Below are 15,619 nucleotides of genomic sequence, written 5' to 3'. Positions count from 1 at the left end.
GGATTCGTCTGAATGCTGACGCGGCTTTGCGAGGCGTGACGCAACATTAAGCGCTGAAAACGGCGAAGAAGAAATAGTGCGCTAGAGTGCGTTTAAGGCAAAAGGAGGTAAGCCAGAGATTTCAGCGGGACGCTGGAACGGGAAAGCCCCTCCCGAGGAAGGGGCCAAAATAAGGAAAGGGTTATGATGAAGTACGTCATCATACTGGTGATACTCTTAGTCATTAGCTTCGCGGCTTACTAAGACACCAGGGGGAGGGGAAACCCTCCCTAACCCTCACTCCTGAAAATAAGCCACAGCAACGGTGATGTCAATACGCACACCTTTCAGCTTGCGAGCGGCTTAGCGGAAAACAACGTCAGCCCAGCGGGCCAGACCGGCGGTGACAGAACCGAAGTCATCGCCACCCGCGATAGGGATCCCCGGAAGCTGCTGGGCGAGGGCTTTTTTAATCAGCGGTGAACGCGCGCTGCCGCCGGTCAGATAAATCACGTCCGGTTTTTCCTGCGCGTTGTCCAGCGCCAGTTGGACCTGCTCCAGAATGCGCGCCAGGGGCTGATTGAGCGCGGCTTCCAGTCCATGTTGGCTAATATCGGTTGCCAGCATGTCGCTGATAAACGGTATCGCCGCCGTTACAATAGTCTGGTCGGAAAGCGCGATCTTGCTCTCTTCTGCGCTGCGCACCAGGCGATAGCTCAGACGCTCGCGCCAGACTTTGAGCAGCAAGGCTACTTTATCGGCTTCTTTCGCGTCGCGGACAAGATCGTTGAGTAAACGTCCATTGGCGGTACTGTAGAAATCACTTTGCGCGGGAACATCGTTGATCGCGACCGCATTCCACCAGGGTAAAATCGGCAATGCGATGCCTTTTTCCGTTTCGCCGCCCATGCCCAGCAGTGGCATCAGATGTTTAAAGGCTAACGCAATATCCAGATCGTTACCGCCCACGCGGCAGCCACTGTGTCCCAGCAGGCTGTTTTCGCGATCGGCGCGCTGATGCCATTGCGGCCCCATCAGCAGTAGCGAACAGTCAGTGGTGCCACCGCCGATGTCCACCACCAGTACGCGTTTTTCTTCCTGCAAGGTTGCTTCAAAATCCAGACCCGCGGCTACCGGCTCGTACTGGAAGACGACATCCTGAAAACCGGCGCGTTTGGCCGCACGTTCAAGAATACCCTGCGCCTGGGCGTTGGCGTCATCACCGCCTAACCCCTGGAAGTTGATCGGGCGACCGATAACGGCCTGGGTGATCGCTTCCGGCAGCTGGTTTTGCGCCTGATTGCGAATATGCAGCATCATCGCGCAGACCAGATCCTCAAACAGCGCAACCTGCTGCGGCTTCAGACCGCTAGCACCCAGGAATGATTTTGGCGATTTAACAAAGTACACCTCTTCCGGGTCGTCAATGTATTGCGCCAGTGACGCCAGACCAAACTGCACGCTATTGGCGCTAACATCGATGTCTTCATCGCGGTTATAGCGCATTGCACGACTCAGTAGCGCCTGTGTTTCGGCATCCGTCGTGGGGACATCATGATGGCGATACAACCATTCGCTCACCGCTTCGCGCGTAGGCGCACAAAGCATTGAGGGCAGTAACGTGCTGTTGTTTTCCATTTTGAGCAAGTGTGGCTGCCCGTCACGCATTACGGCTACTGAACAGTTTGCCGTACCGTAGTCAAAACCAATAAACACCGTAGAAATCCCCATGCCAGTGAAGAAGGGGCGTGACTTTAGCGAAATGTCGCCGCCCCGACAACTGGAATATGAAAGCAAGGCGTATCGATTGAATACTGTTTATGCTGTAGGTTTAACTAAAAAGGACACCTGAATGTTAACACTGAGCTGGCAGCCGCCTTATGACTGGTCCTGGATGCTAGGGTTTCTTGCCGCCCGTGCGGTGGATGGCGTCGAAACCGTCGGGGAGCTGTATTACACCAGAAGCCTGGTTATCGGTGAATATCGTGGACTGGTGAGCGTAGTGCCTGACCTGAAGACACACCAGCTGCAGGTCAGGCTAAGTCCGGGGTTACAGCCCGTTGCGCCAGAATGCCTCGCCAAAATTGAGCGGTTGTTCGATCTTCGCTGTTGCCCACAGCATATTGCTAACGCGCTGGGCAGCCTGGGCGCAGCGCGTCCTGGACTGCGGCTGCCTGGCTCTGTCGATGCCTTTGAACAAGGTGTGAGGGCGATATTAGGCCAGTTAGTTAGCGTTGCAATGGCGGCAAAACTGACCGCGAAAGTTGTACGCGCCTACGGTGACCGGCTTGATGACGCGCCTGAGTATGTTTGTTTTCCCACACCACAAGCGCTGGCTGCAGCTGAGCCTTTGCATCTGAAAGCCTTAGGGATGCCGCTCAAACGCGCCGAAGCGCTCATTCATCTGGCACGAGCAATGCTTACCGGAAGGCTTGCATCGGTTGCACCAGTTGATATTGAGCAAGGCGTAAAGCACTTACAAACGTTTCCCGGTATAGGGCGCTGGACTGCCAATTATTTCGCGCTACGCGGTTGGCAGGCGAAAGATGTTTTTCTTCCTGACGATTATTTGATCAAACAACGCTTTCCGGGCATGACACCAGCCCAGATCCGGCGCTATGCCGAGCGCTGGAAGCCGTGGCGCTCCTATGCGTTATTACATATCTGGTATACGGAAGGGTGGCAGCCGTCAGTTGATAGCGAAGTTGCTGGTATTGAGTAGCAGATCCAACGGCTGAGCATCAGCAATGATGTCGCCGTAGATCATATCAATACCGATACCAGAAAGTGCGTCCATAATAAGCGGCATTTGCACAGGGCCGGCGATCGTTTTGATATCCAGTCGCTGTGCATGACCCTGGATAATAGAAACCCACATTTCATCCATCAGGTTGCCGTGAACACTGGCGCTGATCTCGCTGTCGAGTAACAGGTAATCGACGGTGTGAAACTTCAGGTTTTCAACAATCTCTAAGTCGCGTCCGACCTGGCTTAAAATAATCCGACAACCCGCGTGACGAAGTCGCTGAATGGCCGATAGGCTCTGAGCTGGATGCGATTTCATCACTCCGGCTGGAATGGTCAGGTGTAATAAGCGTGGTGGTAGCGGACTATGCTGCAACTGCGCCAGAAGTTCATCCACAAGTTCGGTACTCAACAGTCCGGCGGCAGAAAGGGGCAGGGCAATACTGAGCCCCTTACTGGCAATCGCCGTCGCTGCATGCTGGAAAAATTCGTTAAAAACCCGGCGGTCAAGCGCATGATTAAGCGTGGGGTCAACGAGTCCGGTACGGAAAATATGCTCTTCGATAACATCACCGTCCTCTGTTCCCAGGCGCAGTGAGAGTAGCCAGAAGCTGAATGTCTCAGGAATGCGTGGAGAGGCCACTCCCCGGGCGATCATGAGCATCGGGTTGTGCGCAATAATGTGCTTCTGTTCATCAAACGACAGCAGTTCCCGTGAGGCGTGCGTCTTACTTTGCTGGGGTTCATACACGCAGACCCGGCCACGCCCACTATTTTTGGCGGCATAACAGGCGATATCTGCCTGAGACATGACCTCAGTCGCGACATGATTTTTCTCATCGATCAGCGTAATACCCGCACTGGCGCCTATGCGGTGCAGACGGCCTTCCCACCTGAACTGATACTCGTTGATGGCGCTGATAATACGGCCTGAGATAAAGCGAGCGCTTTCGATGTTGCAATCCGGCAGCAACAGGCCGAATTCATCGCCACCGAGACGAGCCAGTACATCGCTGGTACGCAGCATGCTGAGCATCAGAGAAGCCAGTTCGCGCAGCAGGGCATCGCCTGCAGCATGGCCCGCGCTATCGTTCACGGCTTTAAACCTATCCAGATCGATAAAGACCAGAACATGGCGCTGATGCGTATTGTGTACGGCTTGTAGCAATTGTTTCAGATGGTTCTCGAAGCTGACCCGGTTAGCAAGATGGGTGAGGTCATCATGCGACGCGCTGTAGCTCAGTTGGCGTAACATCTTACGCGACTCGGTGACATCCTGAATGACCAGTACGGAGCCAATGCTACCACCGTCAAGGGTACTGAGTGGCGTAATGCTGTACTGAATGTCGTAACTGCTGCCGTTACGGCAATGCAGAACCACCTCCTGCTCTATGGCAGTACGCGACATATCGGCACTGTAGATGTTTTCCATCAATGGGCCGTTATCGCCAAAGGTAATTCGCAGCACTGTCAGTAACGGAATACCTATCGCGTCGCCCTGCTGCCAGCCGCTCATCTTCTCGGCAACCGGGTTCATGAAGGTCACGTTCATGTCGACATCAATGCAAATCACCGCTTCGCCGATTGAGTCCAGCGTGATGTGCAGGCGCTCTTTTTCCTGGTACAGCGCTTCGTTAAGCTGCTTCACTTCGGTCATATCCAAATTGATACCGAGTAAGCGTTCAACTTCTCCGTCTTTATTCAGTACCCGGTTAGCCAACGAGCGGATATGGCGTACGCCGTCACGTACTGCAATACGAAATTCGAGCTTAAAGGGAATTCGTGCGGCCAGAGAGTCGCGAATCACATTTTCAGCATGCTCGCGATCTTCCGGTACGACGCACTCGTACCAGACTTGCCAACTGGGTTTGATATGTAGCGGGACTTCATAGAGATCGAACATGCGCTTATCCCAACTGATCACGTCGGGTTGTAGTTCCCACTCCCAGATACCGATACCGCCCGCTTCGTTGGCGAGGGTAATGCGTTCCATCAGCCGCTTATTCATCCACTCGGTGTGCTTCAGGTCGTTTATGTCTTCAACCTGTGCAATAAAGTAGAGCGGGGTGTTGTCGCTGTGGCGTACCAGCGAAACGGCCAGCAATGCCCAGACAACGTCGCCCGCGCGCGTGTAATAGCGCTTTTCCATGGAGTAACTGTTGATTTCACCACGGACCAACATGCCGAGTTGTTCGAGGTCGTTATTCAGATCTTCCGGCCAGGTGAGCTGCTGGAAGGTCAGCGCTCTCAGCTCTTCCTGGCTGTAGCCAAGAAACTGGCACAACGCCTTGTTTGCCTGTAACCACTGCCCTTCGGTACCGACCAGCGCCATGCCAATCGCGGAATATTCCATAGCATTACGAAAACGCGATTCGCTTTCCGAGATGTGTTTTCGCTCGGCCCGAAATGCGTACATCACCATAGTCATCATGTTGGCTGGCAACAGAATCATCAAAAACGGCAGCCACGGAATACTTGTCATCACATTCGCTTTCGGGGTGTAGAGCAGCGATGGGTTGGCCGCCAGCATCAGAGAGACCATCAGGACGGTGCTGAGGAAAATTAAAAATGCTTCCATACGCGGCAAACGGACGGCGCTCCACATCAGCAACACAATGACGCAGGTAAACGGCCACGGCACGTACATCATGGAGAGCCAACTGAACGTTAAGGTGACGAGCAGCGTGATGAGGGTCTCAAGCAGTAAACGTGGATCGCGGTGGCGCAGCAGATAATGAGGCTTGAATAACAGACCTAATGGCACCAGCGCCAGCGCGCCGATGGATTCGGAAAGCACCCAAATGAGAAACGTATTTAACGAGGTTCCCTCCGGGAGCAGTAGCCACATCAGCACACCACCTAACAGCGGAGGGATGACGGCGCTACCCAAGGCCAAACGCGCCCAGTCATTCAGATTCTGTAAAGGGTTATACCATGGGAGCAGTTTGCGCAATAACATCGCGCCGGCGACCGCTTCAATAATATTGATGGTCGTATAAGTATAGTTAAGCGAACCTCCAGGAAAAAACAGCAAAGACGCGCCGATGCTGCCGAATGAGCAAGCCAGCGCTATCCCGGGCCACATTTTTCCTGCATGGCGGTAAAACGCCACCATCATGATTGAGGTTGGAAACCAAAGCGGTGCCAGTTGGGTACCGAAGCGCGACAGCTCCAGCGAAAATAGCGTAAAGATAAATGCTACCAGACCTAAACTGGCCAGGCGCAGCAGAGGATGGGGTAGGGTAACTAAAACATGTTGGAATTGTTTACTCATTACCACTTTACCCAAATAGCCGATGTCGGCCAGCAGAGTTACCGGCCGCATCACGTTTAATCTTCGTTTATGCTAGTACAAATAATTTACAATTTATACGCCAGTTGCTCATAAATTAACACGCCCAAGCCATTAATTCCTAAGGCGGGTGAATAAAATTTGAGCCTGCTTTAAAATTAACCGTTTTAATTTGCGACAGGGAAAGCATTGGTGCAGCCTGGGCTGGCATCGCGCTGCTGAAATCCCTATAATTGCCGCGTTTGGCGTTTCGACGCCGCCCTTCCTTACATCCAGGTTAATCAGGTCGCTAAATTTATGACTGATCAGTCCCATCAGTGCGTCATTATCGGCATTGCCGGCGCATCGGCTTCCGGCAAGAGTCTTATTGCCAGTACCCTTTATCGCGAATTGCGTGAACAAGTCGGTGACGAACATATTGGCGTTATTCCCGAAGACAGCTATTACAAGGATCAAAGCCATCTGTCGATGGAAGAACGCGTAAAAACGAACTACGACCATCCGAACGCGATGGATCACAGTTTGCTGTTTCAGCATCTGCAAACACTTAAACGTGGTTCCGCCATTGAATTGCCCGTTTATAGCTATGTTGAACACACGCGCACACAAGAAACTATTCATATTGAACCCAAGAAAGTCATTATTCTGGAAGGCATTTTGTTGCTGACGGATGCGCGTTTGCGTGATGAAATGAACTTCTCTATTTTTGTTGATACGCCGTTGGATATTTGCCTGATGCGCCGTATCAAGCGGGATGTGAATGAACGTGGTCGTTCAATGGATTCGGTGATGGCGCAATACCAAAAAACCGTACGTCCGATGTTCCTGCAATTTATTGAGCCTTCAAAACAATACGCCGATATCATCGTGCCTCGCGGGGGTAAAAACCGCATTGCTATCGATATTCTGAAGGCGAAAATCAGTCAGTTCTTTGAATAAGTTCAGCGAATTGTGTACCGTTCAGTGATAACCTGGTTCACCCTTAACGCGCCTGGCATTAAGGGTTTGAAGCACGAAAGGAGAAAGTGCCATGCGTTTATGTGACCGAGATATTGAAGCCTGGTTGGATGAAGGTCGTCTGTCGATCAATCCACGTCCTCCTGTCGAGCGTATCAATGGCGCAACGGTAGATGTGCGTCTTGGTAACAAATTTCGTACGTTCCGCGGTCATACGGCGGCGTATATCGATTTGAGCGGACCGAAGGATGAGGTCAGTGCTGCGCTTGACCGCGTAATGAGTGATGAAATTGTCCTCAAAGACGGTGAGGCGTTTTTCCTGCATCCGGGTGAATTAGCGCTGGCGGTAACTTTCGAATCCGTTACGCTGCCTTCCGACCTTGTTGGCTGGTTAGACGGCCGTTCTTCGCTGGCACGTCTGGGCCTGATGGTACACGTTACGGCACACCGTATTGATCCGGGCTGGTCGGGGTGCATCGTCCTGGAATTTTACAACTCAGGAAAATTACCGTTGGCTCTGCGCCCCGGTATGCCGATAGGGGCACTGAGCTTCGAACCGCTTTCCGGCCCGGCAGCGCGACCTTACAACCGTCGCCAGGATGCGAAGTATCGCGATCAGCAGGGCGCGGTAGCCAGCCGGATCGATAAAGACTGAGTGTTTTCAGTCCATTGGGGATAGCATGAGACGATTTCTGACGACGCTGATGATTATTCTGGTCGTGCTGGTGGCCGGTTTCTCTGCGTTAGTATTGTTGGTTAATCCGAATGATTTCCGCGCATACATGGTGAAGCAAGTTGCGGCGCGTAGCGGATATCAACTGCAGTTGGATGGTCCTCTGCGCTGGCACGTATGGCCCCAGTTGAGCATTCTCTCCGGGCGCATGATGCTAACGGCCGAAGGTGCCAGCGAACCGCTGGTTCGTGCCGACAATATGCGTCTGGACGTCGCCTTGTGGCCGTTGTTGAGTCACCAACTCAGCGTAAAGCAAGTCATGCTCAAAGGCGCGGTGATTCAACTCATACCTGAAACCGAGGCTGTGCGCGGAGTCGATGCCCCTGTTGCGCCAAAAGATAATACACTGCCGGATCTGGCAGAGGATCGTGGATGGTCGTTTGATATCGCTCGCCTGCGCGTGGCTGACAGCGTTCTGGTATTCCAGCATGAAGACGATGAACAGATAACGGTTCGTGATATTCACCTGAATATGGAACAGGATGCCCAGCATCGTGGAACGTTCGATTTCACCGGCCGCGTTAACCGTGACCAGCGCGACCTGACGTTGTCCATCAGTGGCGCTGTCGATGCGTCTGACTATCCACATGATTTAGTCGCCAATATTGAGCAGCTGAGCTGGCAGTTACAGGGCGCTGACTTGCCGCCGCAGGGGATCCGCGGCCAGGGTCAGCTTCAGGCTCGGTGGCAGGAAGAGAAAAAACAGCTCAACTTTACGCAGATTAACTTAACTGCTAATGACAGTTCACTCGCCGGGCAAGCTCAGGTGACGCTGGCGGAGAAACCCGCATGGGACGTCAATCTGAAATTCGGCCAGCTCAATCTGGATAATCTGATTGTACAGCATGATGCTCTGGCGGCGACAGATACCGGGGCACAGCAGAGTCAGAGCCAGTCGACGCTGGCGCGACCAGTCATTTCCTCGCAGGTTGATGCCGTCTCTTATCAGGGGCTGCAAGGATTTTCCGCCAACATTGCACTACAGGCGGATAAAGTTCTCTGGCGGAAAATGGCATTTGATCATGTTTCTGCAAAAATCGTCAACCAGGCTGGCTTGTTGAATATCAATGAGTTGCAGGGGAAAAGTGACGGTGGATTGATCTCACTTCCAGGTTCGCTGGATGCCAGAAAAGGCCCACCACGGGCAGTCTTTCACCCACGGCTGGAAGGCGTAGAAATCGGCACTATCCTGAAAGCTTTTGACTATCCGATAGCCCTTACTGGTAAGCTGTCACTGGCTGGCGATTTTTCGGGCTCTGACATTGATGCGCAGGCATTTCGCCACAGCTGGCAAGGACAGGCCAATGTTGAGATGAGCGGCACGCGTATGGAAGGCATGAACTTCCAGCAACTAGTGCAACAGGCGGTTGAACGTAGCGGCGGTAATGCAGGCTCACAACAGGATTTGGATAATGCGACGCGGCTGGATCGCTTTGTGACCGATCTGACGCTGGATAACGGCAAGGTTACGCTGGATAACATGGAAGGGCAGTCTGCCATGTTGGCGCTTTCGGGTAAGGGCACGTTAGATCTGGTTGAGCAAAATTGTGATACTCAGTTTAACGTGCGCGTGCTGGGCGGATGGAATGGGGAAAGTAAATTGATCGATTTCCTCAAAGCGACCCCAGTTCCGCTCAGGGTCTATGGTAAGTGGCAGTCGTTGAACTATAACCTGCAGGTGGACCAACTCTTGCGTAAGCATATGCAGGATGAAGCGAAACGCCGATTGAACGACTGGGCCGATCGCAACAAAGACTCTCGCAACGGCAAAGACGTTAAAAAGCTGCTGGATAAACTTTGAACCCTGGTGCCGGATGGCGGCTTCAGCCCCATCCGGCATGTCGCTTATACCTCGTAATCCATCTCTTCTTCACTGCGCAGTGGTATCAACTGGACTTTCTGCACTCGATGGTTTTCTACTTGCAAGGTTTTCAGCAAATAGTCGCCAACCTGTACTTCCTCTCCGGTTTTCGGGATGCGCTGCAGATACTCCATTAACAGCCCGGCAATGGTGTGGTACTCACGTTTCTCATCTAATGGGATCGGGACATACTGCACCAGGTCTTCAAGCGGCATATGGCCGTTTGCCGTCCACGACCCATCGGCATTTTTCTGAATATCATGACGAGCGTCGATCTCTTCGACTTCATTTGGCAAGTTACCCGCGATGGTTTCCATCACGTCGCTGAGCGTCACAATTCCTTCCACCGAACCAAACTCATCAGCCACAAAAGCGAAGTGTGTACGGGCATTACGGAACTGCTCCAGCGCAGGAAGAAGCGGCAGGGTTTCCGGGAATACCAACGGCTGGCGAAGTAAGACGCGCAAATCGAGCGGTTCGCCACGCAGCGACTGTTGCAGAAGGTCAATTACATGCACCACACCGAGCAGTTCTTCCTGTTCATCTTCTCCGGTTACGACCAGGCGCGTATGCTGGTTTTTCTCCAGTAGTGTGCGAATTTCTGCTTCCGGAGCATTGAGATCAATATGCTCGATATCATGGCGTGACGTCATGATACTGCTGACGGTTCGCTGATTAAGGTTCAGTACGCGCTCAATCATCCGCCGTTCTTGTGGTGCAAAAATCTGGCCTTCATGATGATCCGCCAACATAGCGGCAGTTTCGGCATCCAGCTCGGCATCTTCTTTTTGACCGCTTATCAGACGCATCACCGCCTCGGCGGTACGCTGGCGTAACGTGTGGTTAGCCGACAGGAAGCGACGACGGTTAAAAATAGCCAACTGGTTCAGGGCTTCTATCATGACCGAGAAGCCGATAGCCGCGTACAGATAGCCTTTCGGTATGCGAAAACCAAAGCCTTCCGCGACCAGGCTGAAACCAATCATCAACAGGAAGCTCAGGCACAGAATAACAATAGTTGGGTGGCTGTTAACAAAGCGGGTCAACGATTTACTGGCCAGCATCATCAGGCTGATGGCAATGATCACCGCCGCCATCATGACCGCCAGATGATCAACCATACCAACAGCGGTGATCACCGAGTCCAGTGAGAAAATGGCATCAAGTACCACAATTTGCGCGACCACGCCCCAAAATTTCGCACCCCGACGTTGGGTGGGATTGTCGCTGTCTTTCCCTTCCAGCCTTTCGTTAAGCTCCATCGTCGCTTTGAATAGCAGGAAGAAACCGCCAAATAGCATGATCAGGTCACGGGCACTGAAGCTGAAGTCCCGAATGCTGAACAGAGGTGTGGTCAGCGTCACCAGCCATGATATTGACGCCAGCAGCAGCAGGCGCATAACCATTGCCAATAGTAGCCCGGTAATACGCGCCTTATCCCGCTGAGATGGCGGGAGTTTCTCCGCGAGGATGGCAATAAAAACAAGATTATCAATGCCAAGAACGAGTTCTATCACGATTAGCGTGACGAGTCCGGCCCAGATTGACGGATCGGCAATCCATTCCATAGTAAATGCTATACCCATAGTTATATGACAATTGTCACAATTCGATCATGGGTAAAACCGACGAAAAATGCAATGGCGAGAAGGGATTTCTCTGCCCTTTATATCAGGACAGAGGCGAGAGAATAGTCGGAAGGTAACTGCAAGAAATGGCTTTATTTATGCAGTTATATTTAGGAAATATCGCAGACTGGATATTTATATATTAACATTGTCAACATCAATAAAATCCTAAAAATATACATGCCTTATGCTTAATATTAATCTTAAAAGGCTACGTTTCAGGGCTTGTTATCTTGCCTGCTATTCGGTTAGCTGCAACAATTCTTCCCGTAATAATCAAAAGAGAAATATGTTGCCAGTATCGCACCATGCTATTACTGATGGGCAGGCGCTATGAATATGATGACAACAGCGAGGATGGTAAAAATATAAATTAATCAGTGCATTGGTAGCCAATAAAGCCAGGGGCGGTAGCGTGCCTGGTCGCCTGATGATAAACCTAAATTATTCTGTCAAGAGACTGCAGATGGATTCATTTTTTTTAGGACTGATGCCAGTTAAATTTCTATTCAATTAACGGCAAGGTGAATGCAAACAGGCGTAATCGCTATTTAAAACGCACGTGATAATGACTCTGCCAAAGTGATAAATAATCAATGATGAAATCCAAACTTAAATTGATGCCAGTATTGGTGTCGGTAATATTGATCAACGGTTGTACCGTGTTTCCGGGCAGCAATATGTCTACCATGGGCAAAGATGTGATTAAGCAGCAGGATGCCGATTTTGATATCAACCGGATGGTGAATGTTTATCCGCTTACCCCTCGACTGGTTGAACAATTGCGTCCGCGACCGAATGTTGCTCAACCTAATATGTCGCTGGATCAGGAGATCTCCGGGTATCAGTACCGGGTCGGACCCGGCGATGTCCTGAATGTCACCGTCTGGGATCATCCCGAACTCACCACGCCTGCGGGACAGTATCGTAGCTCCAGCGACACCGGCAACTGGGTGCAACCTGATGGCACCATGTTTTATCCCTACATTGGCAAAGTTAGCGTGGTGGGAAAAACGTTGGCAGAAATTCGTAGTGATATTACCGGGCGCTTAGCGAAGTACATCGCAGACCCGCAGGTGGACGTTAATATCGCCGCATTCCGCTCGCAAAAGGCATATGTCTCCGGGCAGGTGAATAAATCCGGTCAGCAGGCCATCACCAACGTACCTCTTACTATCCTTGATGCTATTAATGCCGCAGGCGGCCTCACAGAAGCGGCCGACTGGCGCAACGTTGTGCTGACTCACAAAGGGCAGGAGCAACGCATTTCACTGCAAGCGCTAATGCAAAATGGCGATCTGAGCCAGAACCGTCTGCTCTATCCTGGCGATATTCTGTTTGTCCCACGAAATGACGACCTGAAAGTATTCGTGATGGGTGAGGTGAAAAAACAGAGCACCCTCAAGATGGACTTCAGCGGTATGACACTCACCGAAGCGCTGGGTAATGCGGAGGGCATCGACCTGACCACCTCCAATGCCAGTGGCATCTTTGTTATTCGTCCATTAAAAGGCGAGGGTGGACATAACGGCAAGATAGCCAATATCTACCAGCTTGATATGTCTGACGCGACATCGTTGGTGATGGCGACCTCTTTCCGACTCCAGCCTTACGATGTGGTGTATGTCACGACCGCGCCGGTTGCTCGCTGGAACCGTTTGATCAATCAGTTGCTGCCGACCATTAGCGGTGTTCGTTATATGACGGATACGGCCAGCGACCTTCACAACTGGTAATCGCCATGTTTAACAAAATCTTAGTTGTCTGTGTGGGGAACATTTGCCGTTCTCCGACGGCAGAGCGCTTGTTAAGGCAATTTCATCCGGCGTTGACGGTGTCTTCCGCTGGTCTCGGCGCGCTGGTAGGCAAGGGCGCCGATCCGTGCGCTATCAGTGTGGCGCAGGCACATAACTTGTCGCTGGAAAATCATTGTGCACGGCAAATCTCGGGACGGATGTGTCGGGAGTATGACCTGATCCTGACCATGGAAAAACGCCATATTACGGCGTTGTGTGAAATGGTGCCGGAGATGCGCGGCAAAGTAATGCTGTTTGGCCATTGGGACAGCGAACGCGAAATACCTGACCCGTATCGTAAAAGCCGTGATGCGTTTGATGCGGTGTATGCACTACTTGAGCGGTCTGCCCAGCAATGGGCCCAGGCACTGAATGCGGAGCAGGGAAAACAATGACAGAAAAAGAAAAACAGTCTGCCACGTCGGCAACAGGCAGCGATGAAATCGATATCGGACGTCTGGTGGGGACCGTAGTCGAAGCACGCTGGTGGGTACTGGGCATAACCGCTGCATTTGCGCTATGTGCGGCGCTCTACACCCTGTTTGCCACGCCGATCTACAGTGCCGATGCGCTGGTACAAATAGAGCAAAACACCGGCAGCTCGTTAGTTCAGGATATTGGCTCGGCGTTATCCAACAAGCCACCTGCTTCTGAAGCGGAAATTCAGCTTATTCAGTCACGGCGGGTATTGGGCAAAACGGTAGACGATCTTAATCTGGATATTTCCGTCACTAAAGATTCATTTCCTCTTTTTGGTGCCGGCTGGGACCGTCTGATGGGCCGCCAGAATGAAACGGTCAATGTAACGACTTTCGCCTTGCCAACGTCAATGAATGAACAGACCTTCACGTTGATCGTACTGAACGACAAAAGTTATCAACTGGTGAGTGACGGCGGCTTTAGCGCTCGTGGCCAGGTTGGGCAGTTACTGAACCATGACGGTGTAACGATGCTGGTTGAGGCGATTCATGCCAGTCCGGGTAGCGAATTTACCGTCAGTAAGTTCTCCACGCTTGGCACGATCAACAATCTGCAAAATAACCTGATGGTGACGGAAACAGGTAAAGATACCGGGGTGTTGAGTCTGACCTTCACGGGGGAAGATCGTGAACAAATCCGCCAGATCCTTGACAGTATTACCCGCAACTATCTGCAACAAAACGTGGAGCGTAAATCTGAAGAGGCCGCTAAAAGCCTGGCGTTTCTGGCAAAACAATTACCGGAGGTGCGCAACCGTCTGGACGTTGCTGAAAACAAACTGAATGCATTTCGTCAGGATAAAGACTCCGTCGATTTACCGCTGGAGGCCAAAGCGGTGCTGGATTCGATGGTAAATATTGATGCTCAGTTAAATGAACTGACCTTTAAAGAAGCTGAAATCTCCAAACTGTTCACCAAAGCGCACCCGGCGTATCGCACGTTGCTGGAAAAACGCCAGGCGCTGGAAGATGAAAAAAACAAGCTTAACGGGCGCGTGACGGCGATGCCGAAAACGCAGCAGGAAATTGTCCGCCTGACGCGTGACGTGGAGTCCGGCCAGCAGGTCTATATGCAACTGTTGAATAAACAGCAGGAACTGAAGATCACGGAAGCCAGTACGGTTGGCGATGTGCGCATTGTCGATCCTGCCATTGCCCAGCCGGGTGTCCTGAAACCGAAAACGGCGCTGATTATTCTCGGCAGTATCCTACTTGGTTTGATGCTTTCAGTGGTTGGCGTGCTGCTACGGTCGCTGTTCAATCGCGGTATTGAAAGCCCGCAGGTGCTTGAAGAGCACGGCATCAGCGTGTATGCCAGCATTCCCCTGTCAGAATGGCAAAAAGCGCGTGATAACGTTCAGACCATCAAAGGTGTGAAACGCTACAAGCAAAGTCAGTTACTGGCTGTGGGGAATCCGACCGATCTCGCGATAGAAGCGGTGCGCAGCCTGCGTACCAGCCTGCACTTCGCCATGATGCAATCACGTAATAATGTGCTGATGCTTACCGGGGTCAGCCCGTCGATCGGCAAAACATTTGTCTGTGCCAACCTGGCTGCGGTTATCAGTCAGACCGACAAGCGCGTACTGCTGATCGACTGTGATATGCGTAAAGGCTATACCCATGAGCTGCTCGGGACCAATAACGTCAACGGTCTGTCTGAGATCCTTAGCGGCAAGGGTGACATTCCCTCCTGCGCAAAACCAACTTCAATTGCACATTTTGACCTGGTCCCTCGCGGGCAGGTTCCCCCTAATCCTTCAGAACTGCTGATGAGCGAGCGCTTTGGCGAGTTGATGACCTGGGCCAGTGCGAACTATGACCTGGTGCTGATCGATACGCCGCCAATACTGGCCGTGACCGATGCGGCTATCGTTGGTCGCCACGTCGGAACCACGCTGATGGTGGCGCGTTACGCGGTCAATACGCTGAAAGAGGTGGAAACCAGTCTGAGTCGTTTCGGGCAAAACGGAATTCAGGTGAAAGGGGTGATCCTCAACTCCATTTTCCGGCGCGCCAGCGGGTATCAGGATTACGGTTACTACGAATACGAATACACGTCGGATTCGAAATAGATAACTAACAGCAACGCATATCGAATGTAGGCCTGATAAGCGTAGCGCCATCTGGCAACTTTATCTGGGACAAA

11 protein-coding genes are annotated in these 15,619 nt (G+C 52.0%); 8 read left to right on the top strand and 3 right to left on the bottom strand.

Going from position 1 to position 15,619, the window contains the following annotated elements:
• Positions 1-183: 183 nt before the first annotated feature.
• Positions 184-243, top strand: coding sequence for a type I toxin-antitoxin system Ibs family toxin (locus tag G8S19_RS14150; protein ID WP_101741518.1), 60 nt, complete (start codon positions 184-186; stop codon positions 241-243).
• A gap of 99 nt (positions 244-342) precedes the next feature.
• Here G8S19_RS14150 and yegD read toward each other — a convergent pair whose 3' ends face one another.
• Complete coding sequence (gene yegD, locus G8S19_RS14145) at positions 343-1,695, bottom strand: molecular chaperone (RefSeq protein WP_124021610.1); 1,353 nt, start codon at positions 1,693-1,695, stop codon at positions 343-345.
• A 136-nt stretch (positions 1,696-1,831) separates the two neighbouring features.
• Here yegD and alkA point away from each other — a divergent pair, with 136 nt between their 5' ends.
• Entirely contained in the window at positions 1,832-2,701 is an 870-nt protein-coding gene (gene alkA / locus G8S19_RS14140) for a DNA-3-methyladenine glycosylase 2 (protein ID WP_115602256.1), read from the top strand.
• Here the strand turns inward: alkA and G8S19_RS14135 are convergent.
• Positions 2,669-5,998, bottom strand: a complete 3,330-nt coding sequence (locus G8S19_RS14135) for a diguanylate cyclase (RefSeq protein ID WP_253686640.1) — start codon at positions 5,996-5,998, stop codon at positions 2,669-2,671. The two genes, alkA and G8S19_RS14135, sit on opposite strands and share 33 nt — an antisense overlap.
• A gap of 315 nt (positions 5,999-6,313) precedes the next feature.
• Here G8S19_RS14135 and udk point away from each other — a divergent pair, with 315 nt between their 5' ends.
• The 3 genes from udk (at position 6,314) to asmA (ending at position 9,507) form a co-directional block, all read left to right on the top strand.
• On the top strand, positions 6,314-6,955 hold the full coding sequence (udk, locus tag G8S19_RS14130; protein WP_005128328.1) for a uridine kinase: 642 nt from the start codon (positions 6,314-6,316) through the stop codon (positions 6,953-6,955).
• 91 nt (positions 6,956-7,046) lie between these two features.
• The gene (gene dcd / locus G8S19_RS14125) at positions 7,047-7,628 is read left to right on the top strand and encodes a dCTP deaminase (RefSeq protein WP_003036774.1); all 582 of its coding nucleotides are present in this window, start codon (positions 7,047-7,049) and stop codon (positions 7,626-7,628) included.
• 25 nt (positions 7,629-7,653) lie between these two features.
• Positions 7,654-9,507, top strand: coding sequence for an outer membrane assembly protein AsmA (gene asmA, locus G8S19_RS14120; protein WP_101741483.1), 1,854 nt, complete (start codon positions 7,654-7,656; stop codon positions 9,505-9,507).
• 44 nt (positions 9,508-9,551) lie between these two features.
• Here the strand turns inward: asmA and G8S19_RS14115 are convergent, their stop codons facing one another.
• Positions 9,552-11,135 (bottom strand): TerC family protein, encoded by a 1,584-nt coding sequence (locus G8S19_RS14115; RefSeq protein ID WP_048212046.1) that lies wholly within the window; start codon positions 11,133-11,135, stop codon positions 9,552-9,554.
• Between the two features lie 656 nt (positions 11,136-11,791).
• On the opposite strand from G8S19_RS14115, the gene G8S19_RS14110 reads away from it, so the two are divergent.
• Genes G8S19_RS14110 through wzc form a run of 3 tightly spaced genes read left to right on the top strand, consistent with a single transcriptional unit; the run spans position 11,792 to position 15,545 of the window.
• Positions 11,792-12,931 (top strand): polysaccharide export protein, encoded by a 1,140-nt coding sequence (locus G8S19_RS14110; protein WP_048212045.1) that lies wholly within the window; start codon positions 11,792-11,794, stop codon positions 12,929-12,931.
• A gap of 5 nt (positions 12,932-12,936) precedes the next feature.
• Positions 12,937-13,386 carry a low molecular weight protein-tyrosine-phosphatase Wzb gene (gene wzb, locus G8S19_RS14105; RefSeq protein ID WP_101741482.1) on the top strand — a complete coding sequence of 150 codons (450 nt, stop codon included), beginning with the start codon at positions 12,937-12,939 and terminating at the stop codon, positions 13,384-13,386.
• Positions 13,383-15,545: a tyrosine-protein kinase Wzc gene (gene wzc, locus G8S19_RS14100; RefSeq protein WP_253685420.1), complete on the top strand. Its 2,163-nt coding sequence runs from the start codon at positions 13,383-13,385 to the stop codon at positions 15,543-15,545. Before wzb ends, wzc begins: the two co-directional genes overlap by 4 nt.
• The last annotated feature ends 74 nt before the right edge of the window (positions 15,546-15,619 follow it).

It is taken from the genome of Citrobacter sp. SX206, assembly GCF_024181025.1.
Lineage (GTDB): Bacteria > Pseudomonadota > Gammaproteobacteria > Enterobacterales > Enterobacteriaceae > Citrobacter > Citrobacter youngae.
Note: the sequence above shows the minus strand (reverse complement) of the source record. Positions and strands in the feature narration are given on the sequence as shown.

Excerpts from the sequence above, each read along its gene's own strand:
- alkA (WP_115602256.1), top strand. The coding sequence starts at position 1,832 with ATGTTAACACTGAGCTGGCAGCCGCCTTATGACTGGTCCTGGATGCTA.
- G8S19_RS14135 (WP_253686640.1), bottom strand. The coding sequence starts at position 5,998 with ATGAGTAAACAATTCCAACATGTTTTAGTTACCCTACCCCATCCTCTG.
- udk (WP_005128328.1), top strand. The coding sequence starts at position 6,314 with ATGACTGATCAGTCCCATCAGTGCGTCATTATCGGCATTGCCGGCGCA.
- dcd (WP_003036774.1), top strand. The coding sequence starts at position 7,047 with ATGCGTTTATGTGACCGAGATATTGAAGCCTGGTTGGATGAAGGTCGT.
- asmA (WP_101741483.1), top strand. The coding sequence starts at position 7,654 with ATGAGACGATTTCTGACGACGCTGATGATTATTCTGGTCGTGCTGGTG.
- G8S19_RS14115 (WP_048212046.1), bottom strand. The coding sequence starts at position 11,135 with ATGGAATGGATTGCCGATCCGTCAATCTGGGCCGGACTCGTCACGCTA.
- G8S19_RS14110 (WP_048212045.1), top strand. The coding sequence starts at position 11,792 with ATGATGAAATCCAAACTTAAATTGATGCCAGTATTGGTGTCGGTAATA.
- wzb (WP_101741482.1), top strand. The coding sequence starts at position 12,937 with ATGTTTAACAAAATCTTAGTTGTCTGTGTGGGGAACATTTGCCGTTCT.
- wzc (WP_253685420.1), top strand. The coding sequence starts at position 13,383 with ATGACAGAAAAAGAAAAACAGTCTGCCACGTCGGCAACAGGCAGCGAT.